The 16,737-nt window shown below is 59.9% G+C and carries 16 protein-coding genes; 3 read left to right on the forward strand and 13 right to left on the reverse strand.

What is annotated here, in order from left to right:
• Positions 1-97: 97 nt before the first annotated feature.
• From B3F77_RS12770 to crcB, 3 genes are all read right to left on the reverse strand, one after another.
• On the reverse strand, positions 98-445 hold the full coding sequence (locus B3F77_RS12770) for a type II toxin-antitoxin system PemK/MazF family toxin (protein ID WP_293605315.1): 348 nt from the start codon (positions 443-445) through the stop codon (positions 98-100).
• Entirely contained in the window at positions 445-714 is a 270-nt protein-coding gene (locus B3F77_RS12775) for an AbrB/MazE/SpoVT family DNA-binding domain-containing protein (protein ID WP_293605316.1), read from the reverse strand. Before B3F77_RS12775 ends, B3F77_RS12770 begins: the two co-directional genes overlap by 1 nt.
• Positions 715-873: 159 nt before the next feature.
• The gene (gene crcB, locus B3F77_RS12780) at positions 874-1,263 is read right to left on the reverse strand and encodes a fluoride efflux transporter CrcB (protein WP_293605333.1); all 390 of its coding nucleotides are present in this window, start codon (positions 1,261-1,263) and stop codon (positions 874-876) included.
• Positions 1,264-1,398: 135 nt separating this feature from the next.
• On the opposite strand from crcB, the gene B3F77_RS12785 reads away from it, so the two are divergent.
• The 3 genes from B3F77_RS12785 to B3F77_RS12795 all read left to right on the forward strand — a co-directional run bounded on the left by B3F77_RS12785 (position 1,399) and on the right by B3F77_RS12795 (position 6,435).
• Positions 1,399-5,184, forward strand: a complete 3,786-nt coding sequence (locus B3F77_RS12785; protein ID WP_293605317.1) for a hydantoinase B/oxoprolinase family protein — start codon at positions 1,399-1,401, stop codon at positions 5,182-5,184.
• A gap of 271 nt (positions 5,185-5,455) precedes the next feature.
• The gene (locus B3F77_RS12790; protein ID WP_293605318.1) at positions 5,456-5,617 is read left to right on the forward strand and encodes a hypothetical protein; all 162 of its coding nucleotides are present in this window, start codon (positions 5,456-5,458) and stop codon (positions 5,615-5,617) included.
• A gap of 173 nt (positions 5,618-5,790) precedes the next feature.
• Positions 5,791-6,435, forward strand: coding sequence for a DUF3047 domain-containing protein (locus tag B3F77_RS12795; protein WP_293605319.1), 645 nt, complete (start codon positions 5,791-5,793; stop codon positions 6,433-6,435).
• 500 nt (positions 6,436-6,935) lie between these two features.
• Here B3F77_RS12795 and B3F77_RS12800 read toward each other — a convergent pair whose 3' ends face one another.
• From B3F77_RS12800 to B3F77_RS12845, 10 genes are all read right to left on the reverse strand, one after another.
• Positions 6,936-7,433, reverse strand: coding sequence for a ComEA family DNA-binding protein (locus B3F77_RS12800; RefSeq protein ID WP_293605320.1), 498 nt, complete (start codon positions 7,431-7,433; stop codon positions 6,936-6,938).
• Positions 7,434-7,561: 128 nt separating this feature from the next.
• Positions 7,562-8,569 carry an ADP-glyceromanno-heptose 6-epimerase gene (gene rfaD, locus B3F77_RS12805; RefSeq protein WP_293605321.1) on the reverse strand — a complete coding sequence of 336 codons (1,008 nt, stop codon included), beginning with the start codon at positions 8,567-8,569 and terminating at the stop codon, positions 7,562-7,564.
• Positions 8,570-8,604: 35 nt separating this feature from the next.
• Complete coding sequence (gene rfaE1, locus B3F77_RS12810) at positions 8,605-9,546, reverse strand: D-glycero-beta-D-manno-heptose-7-phosphate kinase (RefSeq protein WP_293605322.1); 942 nt, start codon at positions 9,544-9,546, stop codon at positions 8,605-8,607.
• Between the two features lie 12 nt (positions 9,547-9,558).
• A complete protein-coding gene (lapB, locus tag B3F77_RS12815) occupies positions 9,559-10,704 on the reverse strand; it encodes a lipopolysaccharide assembly protein LapB (RefSeq protein WP_293605323.1) in 1,146 nt (381 codons plus the stop codon).
• The gene (locus B3F77_RS12820) at positions 10,694-10,990 is read right to left on the reverse strand and encodes a LapA family protein (RefSeq protein ID WP_293605324.1); all 297 of its coding nucleotides are present in this window, start codon (positions 10,988-10,990) and stop codon (positions 10,694-10,696) included. Before B3F77_RS12820 ends, lapB begins: the two co-directional genes overlap by 11 nt.
• Positions 10,991-11,041: 51 nt before the next feature.
• Positions 11,042-11,356 (reverse strand): integration host factor subunit beta, encoded by a 315-nt coding sequence (locus B3F77_RS12825; protein ID WP_293605325.1) that lies wholly within the window; start codon positions 11,354-11,356, stop codon positions 11,042-11,044.
• 78 nt (positions 11,357-11,434) lie between these two features.
• Positions 11,435-13,120 (reverse strand): 30S ribosomal protein S1, encoded by a 1,686-nt coding sequence (rpsA, locus tag B3F77_RS12830; RefSeq protein WP_293605326.1) that lies wholly within the window; start codon positions 13,118-13,120, stop codon positions 11,435-11,437.
• A gap of 171 nt (positions 13,121-13,291) precedes the next feature.
• On the reverse strand, positions 13,292-15,283 hold the full coding sequence (locus B3F77_RS12835; protein ID WP_293605327.1) for a bifunctional 3-phosphoshikimate 1-carboxyvinyltransferase/cytidylate kinase: 1,992 nt from the start codon (positions 15,281-15,283) through the stop codon (positions 13,292-13,294).
• A 10-nt stretch (positions 15,284-15,293) separates the two neighbouring features.
• Positions 15,294-16,172 (reverse strand): prephenate dehydrogenase, encoded by an 879-nt coding sequence (locus B3F77_RS12840; protein WP_293605328.1) that lies wholly within the window; start codon positions 16,170-16,172, stop codon positions 15,294-15,296.
• 52 nt (positions 16,173-16,224) lie between these two features.
• A partial coding sequence (locus tag B3F77_RS12845) for a prephenate dehydratase (RefSeq protein WP_293605329.1) occupies positions 16,225-16,737 on the reverse strand: 513 nt, incomplete at its 5' end.

Raw genomic sequence — 16,737 nt, forward strand, 5'->3', positions numbered from 1 at the left:
ATGGCGGGCGCGGATTGAAACTTTAAAAGTCGACATCGGCCGATTGCGCGCTGGCGGTTCCCCCGCGCGAGCGGGGGTATTCGCACTGGCCTTACGCCTACGAGCCACTGTCAAAGATAGGCTGCAACCGGGCAAGAACTTCTTCAAGAAAGTCGTCCCCAACATCTTCAACAAAACGACCACCGCGTGCAGCCAGGTCAATGGTTCGAGGTTGATTGCACATCACCACGCCTTGGGTCTCACAGCCCGTGCCCATCAGCGTAACGGCAAAGCCTGCGTAGCGGGACTGCTGACCGCCTTGCGTGACCGGACAAACAATGCACAAACCCAGACGGTTGAACTCTTTTTCTGATACGACGAGAACAGGACGCGATCCCTGTTGCTCGCGGCCCGCTGTCGGGTTGAGATTTGCGAACCAGATTTCGCCACGTGAAGGAATACGCATCAATGCCCCTGTACGCCATCTTCCAGGCCAACAGCAGGTGCATTAAGCCATTCTTGTTCATCGACGGTGATCGGCAACGCCGGATTGCATTGCGCCAGCAAATCAGCGAGCTTGTAGCGTTTCTTTTTTTTCGGGACGACAATCAGACGACCTTGCTGAACGTCGATGTCCACCTGTGAACCTGATTGCAGATGAACAAGCTCTAAAAGACGTTTGGGTATCGCCATGACGACGGAGCCGCCAACGGTGCGAAGTGTTGCTGTAGGCATGGCATGAACCTCAAATAAAGTTACACAATAGTATAACTTTTTCAGTGGTGCCATCAATAGGTTTCGCTCAAAAAAAGCTGCTCCATGGAGAATGCAGGGTTCGCTCATGCGAAGAATGGTCAAATTATTTGTTGAGTCAAATCGACCTGCAGCCCACGTTTATTGGGCGCGAGATGCTATAAAAAACATAGCGCTTTTGACGCCAACCGCCGTCATGAGCAGTGAGCCCAGTACATGCAGCAGGGCAGTGCCTACGGCCATGCCGTAGCGTTCTTCCATCAGGAAGATCACGACCTCCGCTGAAAATGTGGAAAACGTCGTGAGTCCACCCAAAAAGCCGGTGACCAGCAGCAGGCGCCAGACCGGGTCAAGCTGGGGCATGGACTGGAAAATGGCGATGGCCACGCCGATCAGGTAGCCGCCGATCAAATTGGCGGCCAGGGTCCCCCAGGGGATGAGTCCTCCGGGGCTCAGCCACAAAGCCAGGCCCCAGCGGGACAATGCGCCCACAGAGGCACCTATACAGATTGCAATGACAGGCAGCATGATGAGGTAGAAGTTGTTAGCGGGACAATGCAGGCATGACTTTAACCGCAGCGGTGATGTGGGTGTGGCCCGGCTGCCTTGGGCGTGCCCACCAGGCTGCGCGCGCAGCAGCTTCCTTTTAAGAATCCTGGAATTCAAATGAAAAAACTTTGGCAGTTCTGGATCGATCGCGGCGGCACATTCACCGACGTTGTGGCCAGGAAACCCGACGGTTCACTCATCACGCACAAGCTGCTGTCCGATAACCCGGAGCAATACCGCGATGCGGCGGTCGCCGGTATTCGGCATCTGCTGGGCCTGAAAGCCGGCGAGCCGGTCAGTGCCGATGTGGTGGACTGCGTGAAGATGGGCACCACGGTGGCCACCAATGCGCTGCTCGAGCGCAAGGGCGAACCGACCCTGCTGGTCACTACGCGTGGCTTTAGGGATGCGCTGCGCATTGCCTACCAGAACCGCCCCCGGCTGTTTGACCGCCACATTGTGCTGCCCGAACTGCTTTACAGCGCCGTGGTGGAAGCCCGGGAACGCGTGGGTGCGCAAGGCGAGGTCCTTCAGCCGCTGGATGAAGTGCTATTAAAAAATGAGCTGCTTGCGCACTACCAGAATGGGCTGAGAGGCGTTGCGATTGTCTTCATGCACGGCTACCGCTATACCAACCACGAAAAGGCCGCCAAGCGCTTGGCGCAGGAAGTGGGTTTCACGCAGATCAGCACCTCGCACGAGACCAGCCCGATGATGAAATTTGTCAGCCGGGGTGACACCACCGTGGTGGATGCTTACCTCTCACCCATCCTGCGTCGCTATGTGGAGCAGGTGGCTGGCGAGATGCCGGGGGTCAAGCTGTTTTTCATGCAGTCCTCGGGCGGGCTGACCGATGCGCATGCCTTCCAGGGCAAGGACGCGATACTGTCGGGACCGGCAGGTGGCATCGTCGGCATGGCGCGTACGGCGGCTATCGCCGGCATTGAGAAGGTGATTGGCTTTGACATGGGCGGCACGTCCACCGACGTGTCGCATTACGCGGGAGAGTTTGAGCGAGAGTTTGAAACTCAGGTGGCCGGTGTGCGCATGCGCGCGCCGATGATGAGCATTCATACCGTGGCGGCGGGCGGCGGCTCCATCCTGAAATTTGATGGTGAGCGCTTTCGCGTCGGGCCGCAAAGTGCGGGCGCCAACCCGGGGCCTGCCAGCTACCGGCGCGGTGGACCGCTGGCGGTGACCGATGCCAATGTGATGGTGGGCAAGGTTCAGCCGCGTTACTTTCCCAAGGTGTTTGGTCCCCATGCCGATGAGCCGCTGAGCTTTGAGGCGGTGCAGGCCCAGTTCAAGGAACTGGCTGTGCAGACCGGCCGCAGCGCCGAGGAGGTGGCGGAAGGTTTCATCAACATTGCCGTGCAGCAGATGGCCAACGCCATCAAGAAAATCTCGGTAGCGCGCGGCTATGACGTAACGCGCTACACGCTGCAGTGTTTTGGCGGCGCGGGTGGGCAGCACGCCTGTCTGGTGGCCGATGCGCTGGGCATGACGCGGGTGTTTGTGCATCCGCTGGCGGGTGTTTTAAGCGCCTACGGCATGGGCCTGGCCGACCAGAACGTGATTCGCGAGCAGGCGGTGGAGCTCAAGCTGTCGGCGGCCACGCTGCCCGAAATTGCCGACAAGCTCAATGGCCTGGCCGCCACGGCTGAAGCCGAACTGCAGCGCCAGCAGGTCAGTACGGGTGCCATCACCATGCACCGCCGCGTGCATGTGCGCTACGAGGGCAGTGACTCTGCGCTGGTAGTGCCTTGGCATGAGGCCCCGACGCTTGTCGCTTCGCATACTGCGCTGCCCCCCGAGGGGGCGTCGCTTGTTTGGGGTGGCCCGGCGCGGCGCGCGGCTGTGACAGTGGCGCAGATTGAAGCCGGGTTTGAAGCCGCCTACCGCCAGCGCTTTGCCTTTTTGATGCAGGGCAAAGGCTTGGTCGTTGAAGCCGTGTCGGTGGAAGCGGTGGTGGCGGGCGATGCACCGGCTGAGCCGCACCACGCGATGCACGAGCCGCGCGAAGTGCCATGCCGCGAAACGGTCCGCATGTATTCCAGCGGGCAGTGGCACGATGCCGCGCTGGTGGTGCGTGAAGACCTGCAACCGGGCGACATCATTGCAGGCCCGGCCATCATCGCCGAGAAGAATACCACCACGGTGGTCGAGTCCGGCTGGGAAGCCACCTTGACGGCTTTGGACCATCTGGTGCTTGAGCGCCGGGGAGAGCGTGCGACTAAATTTGCAGCGGGCACGACGGTGGATCCGGTGCTGCTGGAAGTGTTTAACAATCTCTTCATGAACATTGCCGAGCAGATGGGCCTGCAGTTGCAAAACACGGCCTACTCGGTCAACATCAAGGAGCGCCTGGACTTCAGCTGCGCGCTGTTTGACATCGAGGGCAACCTGATTGCCAACGCACCGCACATGCCGGTACACCTGGGCTCCATGGGCGAAAGCATCAAGACCGTGATCCGCGAGAACGCGGGAACCATGCAGCCGGGCGATGTCTATGTGCTGAATGACCCCTATCACGGGGGCACGCACTTGCCCGACATCACGGTGATCACGCCGGTGTATGTGGGTACTTCGCTTCAGAACGATACGCCCACGTTTTATGTCGGCTCGCGCGGCCACCATGCCGACATCGGAGGCATCACGCCAGGTTCGATGCCGCCGTTTTCAACGCGGATTGAAGAAGAGGGCGTGCAGATCAACAACTTCAAACTGGTCGCGCAAGGTGTGCTGCGTGAAGCCGAGATGATCGCGTTGCTAAGCGGCCATGCCGTCGCCGGGCCGCCCCAAGACGGCACAGCCCCCCCGGGGGGCAGCACAGCACACGCAGTGGCAAGCGTGGGGGCCAAATACCCCAGCCGCAATCCGCAGCAGAACATGGCTGATCTGAAAGCGCAGATTGCCGCCAATGAAAAGGGCGTGCAGGAGCTGCGCAAGATGGTGGACCAGTTTGGTCTGGACGTGGTGCTGGCCTACATGCGCCATGTGCAGGACAACGCCGAAGAGTCGGTGCGGCGCGTTATCACGTACCTGAAAGACGGCAGCTTTACCTTGCCGCTCGACAACGGCGCGCAGATCAGCGTGGCGATTCGGGTGGACACGCACAAGCGCAGCGCCGAGATTGACTTCACCGGCACCTCGGCGCAGCAAAGCAACAACTTCAATGCGCCTACGGCGGTGTGCATGGCGGCCGTGCTGTACGTGTTCCGCACGCTGGTGGACGACGACATTCCGCTCAATGCGGGTTGCCTGAAACCGCTCAAGGTGATCATCCCTGGCGGCTCCATGCTGAACCCGAATCCGCCGGCTTCGGTGGTGGCGGGCAATGTGGAGACATCCACCTGCATCACTAACGCGCTGTATGGGGCCTTGGGGGTGATGGCGGCCAGCCAGTGCACGATGAACAACTTCACTTTCGGCAATGAGCGCTATCAGTATTACGAAACCATCTCGGGTGGCTCCGGCGCCGGTGGCGTGACAGACGACACGGGCCATGTCGTTTCGGGTTTTAACGGCACGTCGGTGGTGCAAACCCACATGACCAACTCGCGCCTGACCGACCCCGAGGTGCTGGAGTTCCGCTTTCCGGTACGGCTGGAGAGCTACGAGATCCGCCAGGGCTCGGGCGGTGCCGGGCGCTGGACAGGCGGCAATGGCGGCGTGCGGCGCGTGAAATTTCTGGAGCCCATGACCGCCAGCATTTTGTCGAATGGTCGCAAGCACGGGGCTTTCGGCATGGCCGGCGGCGGGCCGGGCCAGGTGGGCCGCAACGTCGTCATGCGGGCCAGCGGCCAGATCGAAGCGCTGGACCATATCGGCCAGACCGAGATGCAACCCGGTGACCTGTTTGAAATCCACACGCCGGGCGGCGGGGGCTTTGGCAGCACTTGATCACTGCTGTCCAGATGACGGTGCAGGCCAGAATTTTTAGTAAAAAGAGGCTTTAGCCCAATAAGGGCGGGTGCAGGAAGCTATTTATTCAATAGCAGATGGGGTGAAGCCGGGGCGCTGACTCAGCAGCAGGCGCCTGGCGCGGTGCCTTGCGGCTCATCAAATGGCAGGCTGCGTTGGGAACTAACCGGACAAGCATGCGTCGAACTTATACTGTCTTCTCGGCAAAGCCGGCGGATTACCCATTGGATTTACTCAGAGGCCTGTGCTGATGACACTGGTCTTTTTTGCCGTGTACGTGGCCGTCACCGCGCTGTCCTTGCCGGGCGCTGCCATCATGACGCTGGCGGCCGGTGCATGGGGTACTGTCGTGGTGTCCTTCGCCTCAACGCTGGGCGCGCAAATACCACGCGTGGAAACGAGGTTGAAATGAAGCTGCTTTGCTCCACATCACGCCATGCCCGGTGCCGAAACGCTATTATTTCAATAGCTGCTTGCGCTCTGTGGACGGGCGCTAGAGCTGCTTCTGATGATAATTTAGCGCCGCTCGACGCAACTTCTGCCGCGCTGGCCCAGCCCGCAGTGCAAGCCCTGAGTGCTTTCTCTTTGGCCACCAGTTCCGAGCCACCTGCGCCGTGGCGCGTGGTAGGCCTGCCCAAAGGGCGCAAGCCGCTTACGCGTTTTGACATCACCCCGATCGACGGCCGCCCGGTGCTGCGTGTGGAAGCTTCAAAGTCCTATGGCAATTTGGTGCACCCGCTGCCGCACGCCGTTCCTGCTCCCGGCACGCTGCTGCGCTGGCGCTGGCGGCTGGATGAGCCGCTGCGCGAGGCCGACCTGCAGCGCCGCGAAGGTGACGACAGTCCGCTCAAGGTCTGTGCGCTGTTCGACATGCCACCGGAGCAGCTGGGGTTCATCGAACGCAACCTGCTGCGCCTGGCGCGCGCGGCCAGCGGCGAAAACCTGCCTTCCGCCACGCTGTGCTACGTGTGGGACCATTCCCTGGCGCCTGGGACACTGCTTCACAACGCCTATACCCATCGCGTGCGCATGATCGTTCTGGACAGCGGCGAACAGCGCCTGGGCCAGTGGGTCACGCACTCACGGGATTTGGCCGCCGATTTCCGCCATGCCTTCGGCCATGAAAGTGCCACTGTGCCACCGCTGGAGGCAGTGCTGGTTGGCGCGGACGCCGACAACACTGGCGGCCACAGCTTGGGCTATGTCGGGGATGTCACGCTGTCGCCATGACTCGACCATTGGACGTGGCTGGCGGGCAGCGGCCTGGCACTGGATGACGCCGGCTTCGTGGCCGTCAACAGTTTTCAGCAAAGTACCAGTCACCCGCATGTATTTGCCGCTGACGATGTGGCCAGCCGCGTCGATGTGCAGCACCCGCGAAGCGGTGAATATGCGGTGGGCGCTACGCCATTGCCGCGTGGGGCGGCATCAGCCTCGAAGGCCGTTGGGTGTGGAACTGGAAAGACCGCATTGACCGCCAGTTTGTGGCCAAGTGCACCCAATGAATCTTTCCAAACACCAGACGCACCACCGCAGCCAAGCTACCCCCCTGCGCTGGCCTAGGCAGGCATGGATATGTGGAAAGAGATGGCCTTGACTGACCTGATGGAACTGCTTAAGTGCTATTAAAATAATAGCTGTCTGCACCCGTTGTTATTGGGCCATAGGCAAAAATAGCAATAAAAGACCCGCCAGTTGGCGGGTCTTTGAGGCTGGTGGGCCTTGAAAGATTACTTCTTGGCAGCGCTGGCAGCAGGCTTGGCTGCATCAGTTTTGGCCTTGGTGTCGGCTTTAGGTGTCACTGCAGCCTTGACGTCTTTCGCGGCTTCTTTCACGGCGTCCTTGGCGCTGATAGCGGCGCCCTTGACGGCGTCTTTGGTGGCCACGGCGGCATCTTTGGTTTTTTCGGTAAGTGGTTTGCCGGTTTTCTTGGCATCAGCTTTGGCTTCTGCAGCGCTGGCGCCTTTGTAGCTCGCGCCACTGACGGTCAGGCCTTCAGCGGAGAATTTGGCGGCATTTTTATCACCCACGCCTTTAACGCGTGTGATGAAGTCGTCCCAGTTCTTGAATTCGCTTTTTTTGCGTTCGGAAACGATCTGCTTGGTGGTCACCGGACCGATGCCCTTGATGCCGTCGAGTTCTGCTTCAGTGGCTTTGTTGACGTCAACCGCAGCAAACGCCGCGACGATGGACATGGCGGCGAAAAACGCCAGCAATTTCTTGAACATGAGAGAACTCCTTGAAGATGGGTTGAATTAGGCACATGCGACATTGATTTGAATACAAATGTCCTATTCATTAACGGCCAGATTTCAAGCGGGTTGACCACCGGGCGAAGTTTCTAAGCGGGGAAACCCTAGGTTTTCGCGCTGCTCAGCCAGTGCATGTAAGCCGTCACGCCAGTCTGCACGTCGGCAAAGGCATGTTGACAGCCTGTTGCGCGCAGAGCGCTCAGGTCGGCTTGTGTGTAGCTCTGGTACTTGCCGACCAGCGCTGCAGGAAAGGTGATGTAGTCAATCAGGCCGCCGCGTGCGGCGTCTTCAAGGTTTAGTGGCCCGGCGTTTTCGCCTTTACGCAAGGTGTTGATGACGGCCATGGCTACATCGTTGAAGGGCTGTGCCCTGCCGGTGCCGAGGTTGAAAATGCCGGACTTTTCAGGATGGTCAAAGAACCAGAGCTTGACGGTGACTACATCGTCGATGAAGACAAAGTCACGCATCTGGCCGCCAGCGCCGTAGCCGCCGTATTCGCCAAACAACTTGACCTTGCCCTCGGCCTGAAACTGGTTGAACTGATGAAAAGCCACGCTGGCCATGCGGCCCTTGTGCTGCTCGCGCGGGCCATAGACGTTGAAGTATCTGAACCCGGCTACCTGCGTTGCGGCCTTCTCGAATTTGGTGCCGAGTTCGCGCCGCATGTGCTGGTCAAAGAGCAGCTTGGAGTAGCCATAGACATTGAGCGGCTTCTCGAACTCGGGTGACTCGCTGAAGGTGTCGGAGCCGCCATAGGTGGCCGCTGACGAGGCGTACAGCAGGCGGGTGCCCTGGTCCTGGCAGGCATGGAACAACTCACACGACAGCGTGTAGTTGTTGTCCATCATGTATTTGCCGTCCAGCTCCATGGTGTCGCTACAGGCGCCCTCATGGAACACCGCCTCGACCTGGCCAAAAGCACCTTCGGCAAACAGCTCGTAAAAATCATCGGCGTCGATGTAGTCGGCAATTTTCAGGTCGGCCAGGTTACGGAATTTATCGCCTTCAGTCAGGTCATCGACGGCAATGATGTTGTCAATGCCGCGGGCGTTGAGCCCTTTGACCAGATTGCTGCCGATGAATCCGGCGGCGCCGGTGACTACGATTTTCATGGGGAGATTCCTCGGGGTTCAATGCGCTGAAAGATTTAATTTGCAGCGAAGAGCTCGCTGTAGTTGACGGTCGCGGTACCAAACTTGCCGACCACGATGCCGCCGGCCCGGTTGGCGATGGGCACCGCGTCACGCAGGCTCATGCCGCTGGCGGCCATGGTGGCGAGGGTGGCAATCACGGTATCGCCGGCGCCAGTGACGTCGAACACCTCGCGGGCCACTGCAGGCACGTGCAGCTCGCCCTGTGCGTCAAACAGGGTCATGCCTTCCTCGCTGCGGGTCAGCAGCAGGGCTTCCAGACTCAGCGAGGTGCGAAGGTTGTGGGCTTTGGTGCGCAAATCAGCCTCATCGCTCCAGCGGCCAATGACATGCTCCAGCTCGGCGCGGTTGGGGGTGATGACGCTGGCGTTTTTGTAGCGTGCGTAGTCCGAGCCTTTCGGATCGACCACCACCACCTTTCCCGCGGCGCGTGCCAGGGCAATCATCAACACGATGTGCGCCAGGCCCCCCTTGCCGTAATCGGAGAACAGCACTGCGTCGTGCTGCAGGTACAGTTTTTCAAAGGTGGCGGACTGCGACGCAAGCACTTCGTTTTCGGGCGTGTTTTCAAAATCAAGGCGCAGCAGCTGCTGCTGTCGCCCAATGACGCGCAGCTTGACGGTAGTTTTGAGTTGCGGGTCGCGACCAAAGTAGGGCCTGATGCCGGAACTGGCCACCAGGGCCTCCAGTTGATGGCTGGCCTCGTCGTCGCCCACCACGCTGAGTAGCGAGGCCTGGGCGCTCAGGGTCACGATGTTGTAGGCCACGTTGGCCGCGCCGCCCATGCGTTCTTCCTGCCGCGTGACGCGCACCACAGGCACCGGCGCCTCGGGCGATATGCGGTCCACCGCGCCATACCAGTAGCGGTCCAGCATGGCGTCGCCCACCACCAGAACGCGGGCCGAGGAAATTTTTTCTGGGGTCAGTTGCAAGGTCATTTTTAGTTGCAGTTACAGCTCTTCAATGCGGCGTGTCGGGTAGCTGTCCCAGGCCTGGCAGCCGGGGCAGTGCCAGAAATGCTGGGTCGCCTCAAAGCCGCAGGCCGCACAGCGGTAGCGCATCAGGGGCTTGGTGGCCTGGTCCAGTGCGCGCTGCACCAGCGCATGGTAGTGTCCATTTTCGAGTTTTTCACCGGCAATCCATTTGCTGGCAGCCACGAGGGAGGTCTGGTGTTCGAGGTGCTGCACATACCACTGCCGGGCCGACGCCGGGTCTTTTTCAAGCTTGACGATAGCCTCGATCACATCGATGGAGGGCATTTGCGCATAGCTGGCCTTCAAAAGCGCCAGAGCGGCCAGCTGCTGACCACTGCTTTGGGCGATGTTGACCAGCAGACTAGCGGCCAGCGGCAAGCCCTGCGGTGCAGTTTTCTCCAGCTTCAACAAGGTTTGAAATGCGTCCTGGGCTTGGCCCAACTGATTTTGCAGCTTGGCAAGATCAATCAGAGGCCTGGCTGAAGCGGGTGCCATGGCCGCAGCTTCATGCAAGGTGTTCAGTGCCTTGCCGGTATCGCCAGCGGCTGCAGAGGCGCTGGCTTGCTCGCACAGGTAGTGCGCCTGCCGGGTGTTGAAACTGCCATGGCTGGAGCTGCCCAGCCTGGCGGCAATTTCCGTGGCATTGGCCCAGTCGCGGGAACGTTCATAAATGGACAGCAGCGCGAGCCGGGCTTCTTCTTCAAACGGTGTGCCTTCGAGTTTGCGCAGGGTGGTCTCAGCGCGGTCCAGCAAGCCAGCCTTGAGGAAATCAAGCGCCAACGCATGCTGTGCCCGGTCGCGTTCGGGCTGCGTCAGGTCGCCGCGCGACATCAGGTGCTCATGCACCCGTACGGCGCGCTCGTATTCGCCGCGGCGGCGAAACAGGTTGCCTAGTGCAAAGTGCAACTCGGACGTGTCGGGGTCGTTCTGTACGGCTTCAATGAAGGCATCAATGGCCTGGTCTTGCTGTTCGTTCAGCAGAAAGTTCAGACCCTTGAAATAAGCCTTGGGCGCCTGGCGGTTCTCAATACGCAGTTGCCTCAGGTCCAGCCGTGAGGCCAGCCAGCCCAGTGTGAAGGCGATCGGAAACCCGAGCAGAACCCAGCTGAAATCAAATTCCATGGTGAAGCGAGGAGGGGTTGTCGGTCACATTCGTGGAGGTCGCGAAGGTGGAGGAGCCGGAAGGGTGGCGTTGTGCCGCTTTGCGAGTTTTCCACCAGCGCGGCATCATGACAAAAACACCCAGCGCCAGTCCGCAGGCGAAGGCGGCCAGAACAACCAGCACCAAAGGCGCCTGCCACAAGGTGCCAAAAAAGAAATGCACAGCAACCGTTTGCTGGTTATTCAGTGCAAAAGCAAATAGGGTAAAAAAAATGGCTGCCTTGAGCAGCCACATCAGGTATTTCACTTGGCAATCCTCCTAGTGGCTTGGCGATTGTAGCCAGACCACATGAAGACCTTACTTGGAATTCGTGACCGCCAGCAATTCCTGGGTTCGTGCATCGACGGCTTCCCGCAATGCTTTCCCCGTTTTGAAATGAGGCACCCGCTTTTCAGGAATGGCCACGCTTTCGCCAGACCGGGGGTTACGTCCCATGCGGGGCGGACGCCGGTTGATGGAAAAACTACCAAAACCCCTGATTTCGATCCGGTGGCCGCGCACCAGCGCGGCGCTCATGGCATCAAGAAGGGTCTTGACGGCATATTCGGCATCGCGGTGCGTCAGCTGGCTGAATCGGGCTGCCAGTTCTTCTACAAGATCGCTTCGGGTCATGGGGGAATAAGACTAGCTTGTTGGGGGCAGAGCACGCGGGCAGCGTCGCTACGTCGCGTGCTCTGCCCCGCAAGGACCTTACTTTTCGGTGTTGTCCAGCTTGGCCCGCAGCAGGGCGCCCAGGCTGGTCAGACCGGCGCTCTCACGCGACGATTGCTGGCTCAGGTTGGCCATGGCTTCCTGCTGGTCGGCATTGTCCTTGGCTTTCACCGACAGCTGGATGTTGCGGGTCTTGCGATCCACGTTCACCACGACTGCAGACACTTCGTCGCCTTCTTTCAGGACGTTACGCGCGTCTTCCACGCGGTCACGACTGATTTCGCTGGCGCGCAGATAGCCAATGATGTCTTCGCCCAGATCGATCTCGGCACCTTTGGCATCAACCGTCTTGACCTTGCCGGTCACAATCGCGCCCTTGTCGTTGATCGTCACGAAGGTGGTGAACGGGTCGGAATCCAGTTGTTTGATGCCCAGGGAGATGCGCTCGCGGTCAACGTCAACAGCCAGAACGATGGCTTCAACTTCCTGGCCCTTTTTGTAGTTGCGAACGGCGGCTTCGCCGGGTTCGTTCCACGAGAGGTCAGACAGGTGCACCAAGCCGTCGATGCCGGCAGCCAGGCCCACGAAGACGCCGAAGTCGGTGATCGACTTGATCGGTCCCTTGACGCGGTCGCCGCGCTTGGTTTCCACTGCAAATTCTTGCCATGGGTTGGCCTTGCACTGCTTCATGCCGAGGCTGATACGGCGTTTGTCTTCGTCGATTTCCAGGACCATGACTTCGACTTCGTCACCGAGTGCCACGAGCTTGCTTGGAGCGACGTTTTTGTTCGTCCAGTCCATTTCAGACACGTGCACCAGACCTTCGATGCCGGGCTCGAGTTCCACAAACGCGCCGTAGTCAGCAATGTTGGTGATCTTTCCGAACAGGCGGGTGCCTTGCGGGTAGCGGCGGTTCACGCCCATCCACGGGTCGTCGCCCATCTGCTTCAACCCTAAGGACACGCGGTTTTTCTCGGTGTCGAACTTCAGGATCTTGGCGATGATTTCCTGACCAGCCGTGACCACTTCGCTGGGGTGACGTACGCGGCGCCATGCCATGTCGGTGATGTGCAGCAGGCCGTCGATGCCGCCCAGGTCAACGAACGCACCGTATTCGGTGATGTTCTTGACGATGCCCTTGACTGCACTGCCTTCTTTCAGCGTTTCCATCAGCTTGGCGCGTTCTTCGCCCATGCTGGCTTCCACCACGGCGCGGCGGCTCAGCACCACGTTGTTGCGCTTGCGGTCGAGTTTGATGACCTTGAATTCCATGGTCTTGTTCTCATAGGGAGACAAGTCCTTGACGGGGCGGGTGTCGATGAGCGAGCCGGGCAGGAAAGCGCGGATGCCATTGACCAGAACGGTCAGGCCGCCCTTGACTTTGCCACTGGTCTGGCCGGTGACGAACTCGCCGGATTCCAGGGCTTTTTCCAGGCTCATCCAGGAAGCCAGGCGCTTGGCCTTGTCGCGGCTCAGCAGGGTGTCGCCGTAGCCGTTTTCGACGGAGTCGATGGCCACAGAGACAAAGTCGCCAACCTGGACTTCGAGCTCGCCCTGATCATTTTTGAATTCTTCGAGGGGGATATAAGCCTCGGATTTGAGTCCGGCATTGACGACAACGTGGTTGTGGTCGATACGCACTACCTCAGCGGTGATGACTTCACCGGAACGCATTTCAGAGCGTTGCAGTGATTCGTTGAACAGGTCGGCAAAAGATTCAGACATGATTTTCCTAATCCACAGAACAGGATTCCAATAGCGGGATTGCTATTGTTTTTATAGCTGCTTGCGGCGGTTTGGTGAGGTTTTGTGCGGTCAAACGAGTCATAAGACCGCGGGTTACGTGAGTGTTCCTGCTGACCCAAACGCCCCGTGAGAGGATTACGTGTTGGGGGGTCAGAAGGGCCGGGTACCTTGCCACCAGTCAATCACTTGAGCTACCGATTTCTCAATCGACAGATCAGAATTGTCCAGCAACCGGGCATCATCCGCAGGCTTTAAAGGGGCGGCTTGACGAGACATGTCTCTAGCATCGCGTGCCTCCAAATCTTGCAGAATCGCTGGTATTGTAGCTGGATTTCCCTTTGAAATCAATTGCTTATGTCGGCGTTCGGCCCGGTGCCGGGCACTGGCTGTCAGGTAGATTTTGAGCGGGGCGTCGGGGAAAATAACGGTTCCCATGTCCCGGCCGTCTGCCACCAAGCCGGGCAACCGCCGGAAACTGTGCTGGAGGGCCACGAGGGCGCTGCGAACCTGAGGGTGGGCCGACACTTTGGAGGCGGCCATGCCGGCGGCTTCGGTGCGGATCGCCTCTGACACGTCCTCCGTCTCCAGGAAGACCCGGTCTCCCTGAAAACGGACCGGCAAAGCGCGCGCGATCCTCGCTACGCCGGCGCCGTCGTCAAGCGCCACGCCGGCGCGCGTGGCGGCAAACGCGCTCAAACGGTATAAGGCACCTGAATCGAGATAGTGGTAGCCAAGCCGCTGGGCAGCCAGGGCGGCCAGCGTTCCTTTGCCGGACGCTGTCGGGCCATCAATGCAAATCACGGGAATATGGGTGGTGTCCGCCTCGGCCATGGCAAACAGGGCTTCGAAATAGTCCGGGAAGGTCTTGGCGACGCACTTGGGGTCGAGAATCCTGACCGGCAGCTGCGCCGGGTTGAACGCTGCCAGCGAAAAACACATGGCCACACGGTGGTCGTCGTAGGTGCGAATGGAGGCGGCTTTCCATGCTTCCCGTTGCATTGGCGGGGTGATCTTGAGGTAGTCAGCTCCCTCTTTAACCGTGGCACCAAGCTTTCGCAACTCGCAGGCCATCGCGGCAATGCGGTCGGTTTCCTTGACGCGCCAGCTCGCGATATTGCGGAGAAAGGTGGTGCCATCGGCGTAAAGCGCCATCACGGCCAGCGTCATCGCTGCGTCGGGAATATGGTTGCAGTCCAGATCAATCGCTTTGAGCGGCCACGAGCCGCGCGAGATACGCAGCGAGTTGGGCGTGCTGTCGATCTGCGCGCCCATCATCCGGGCGGCCTCCACGAAACGGATGTCGCCCTGGATTGAATCGGCGCCCACACCCAGAATTTCTATGCCATTTTGCCCTTTAGCGCTTTCTGCAATTGCGCCGAGCGCTATGAAATAACTAGCAGAGGAGGCATCACCTTCAACATGAATCTCACCCGGCGACTGGTACTGGCTGCCGGCCGGGATGGTAAAACGCTGCCAGCCCTCACGTTGTACCTGGATGCCGAAACGCTTGAGCAGGTTGAGCGTGATTTCAATGTAGGGCCGTGAAATCAGTTCACCCACCACTTCAATGCAGATATCGCGACGGGCCACCAGCGGCAGTGCCATCAGCAGGGCTGTCAGAAACTGGCTCGAAACATCGCCGCGCACATGGATAGGGTCCTCCAGCTTCAATTGGCCGGGGCGCAGACGCAGCGGTGGAAAACCGTCATTGCCGAGGTACTCAATAGAGCAGCCCAGCTGCCTGAGCGCATCGACCAGATCGCCAATGGGCCTTTCGTGCATACGCTGCACGCCCGACAGCTCAAACTCTCCGCCCAGCAGGGCGAGAGCCGCCGTCAACGGCCGCATGGCCGTGCCGGCATTGCCCATAAAAAGCCTCGCTTTGGTCTGGACGAGCTGGCCCCCCAATCCGCCGATCACCGCGATATCCCCGTCTTGCTTCACGGTGCAACCAAGCTGCTTCAGCGCCGCCAGCATTACAGCGGTATCGTCAGAGGCCAGCAGCTCATGCACCGTGGTTTGCCCCCGACTCAGGGCGGCCAGCAGCAAGACACGGTTGGAAATACTTTTGGACCCGGGCAGATGAACCGTGCCTGCCGCCCTGGTCAGTGGCGGAATATCCAGGTACTCGATATCGAACATGGATCGGGGCTTAGTTGTGTGTTTTTTGCGAGGTCATGCGCCAGCTGGCGCGCGTCTCGCTGGCGTGCTCAATCAGGACTTCCAGCACATCACCGCTGCTACTGGAAATCAGCTGCTCGAGCGACTGCAGGGTTTGCTGGAAAATCCTGGATTGCTCCAGCAGTTCTTCGCGGTTGGCAATCAGGATGTCACGCCACATTTTTGGGTCGCTGGCTGCAATCCGGGTGAAGTCGCGAAAGCCGGGCCCCGCCAGCGACATGTAGTCTTTGCCATGGTCCTGACCTGCAATGCTGTTGATCAGGGCGAAAGCAATCAAGTGGGGCAGGTGGCTCACCGCCGCGTAGGCCGCATCGTGCGCCTGCGGCGACATCTTTACAACATGACTGCCCAATGCAGTCCAGACATCGCTTGCCTTTTGCAACTGGACGGTGAAGGTACGCTCAATCGGCGTCAGGATGACCTGCTTGCCGGTGTAGAGGTCTGCGTCGGCATGCTCGACCCCTGAAAGCTCCTTGCCGGTGATGGGGTGGCAAGGCACAAAAGCGCCGACGTGATCACGCAGGACACGCCGCGCCGCATCAACCACATCGCGCTTGGTAGAGCCCACGTCCATGATCAGCGTATTGGGCCCCACCAGATGCCGGATGGCCTTGAAGGTCGCTTCGGTGGCCGACACCGGCACCGCCAGCAACACGATGTCGGCACCCGAGACCGCCAGCAGAGCGGAGGGCGCCTCCACGTCAATCACGCCCATCTGGCGGGCCCGCTCCGTGGTGGAGGGGGATTTGCTGTAGCCGACGACGCGTTTGACCAGTCCGGCGCGCTTGAGCGCCAGCGCAAAAGAACCACCCATCAGACCGCAGCCAATGAGACCTAGTTGTTCAAACATGACGGTGCACCAGAGTTTTTTGTAGTCGTTGCATGTGATCCTTGCTCCCGCATCAATCGCTGATCGGGTAGGTTCCCAGGACTTTGTAAAACGCGCAAAGCTGCTGCAAATCGGCCAGCGCAGCTTGCACGTTGTCCTGCGACGGATGGCCTTGCAGGTCGATATAAAAATAATATTCCCACTGGCCCGAGCGGGCCGGACGTGATTCGAAGCGGGTCATGGAAACCCCGTGGACTTTCAGCGGAACCAGAATGTCGTGCACCGCCCCCGGACGGTTGGGCACCGACACCACGAGGCTGACGCAGTCTTTGCCAGAGGCGGGCGGGGCAGGCAGCGTTTGCGGCAAACACACCACGGCAAAACGTGTGCGGTTGAACGCATCATCCTGAATGGCGTGTGCCGCCGTGTGCAGTGCGAATTGGGATGCCGCACGATCGCTGGCGATGCCGGCCCAGGCCGGATTGGTCGAGGCCAGGCGAGCGCCTTCCGCGTTGCTCGATGCCGCACGGCGTTCGGCGTTCGGCAGGTGGGTGGTTAGCCACCCCTGGCATTGCGCCAGAGCCTG

The organism is Polaromonas sp. UBA4122 (assembly GCA_002381615.1).
In the GTDB taxonomy this organism is placed as follows: Bacteria; Pseudomonadota; Gammaproteobacteria; order Burkholderiales; family Burkholderiaceae_C; genus Polaromonas.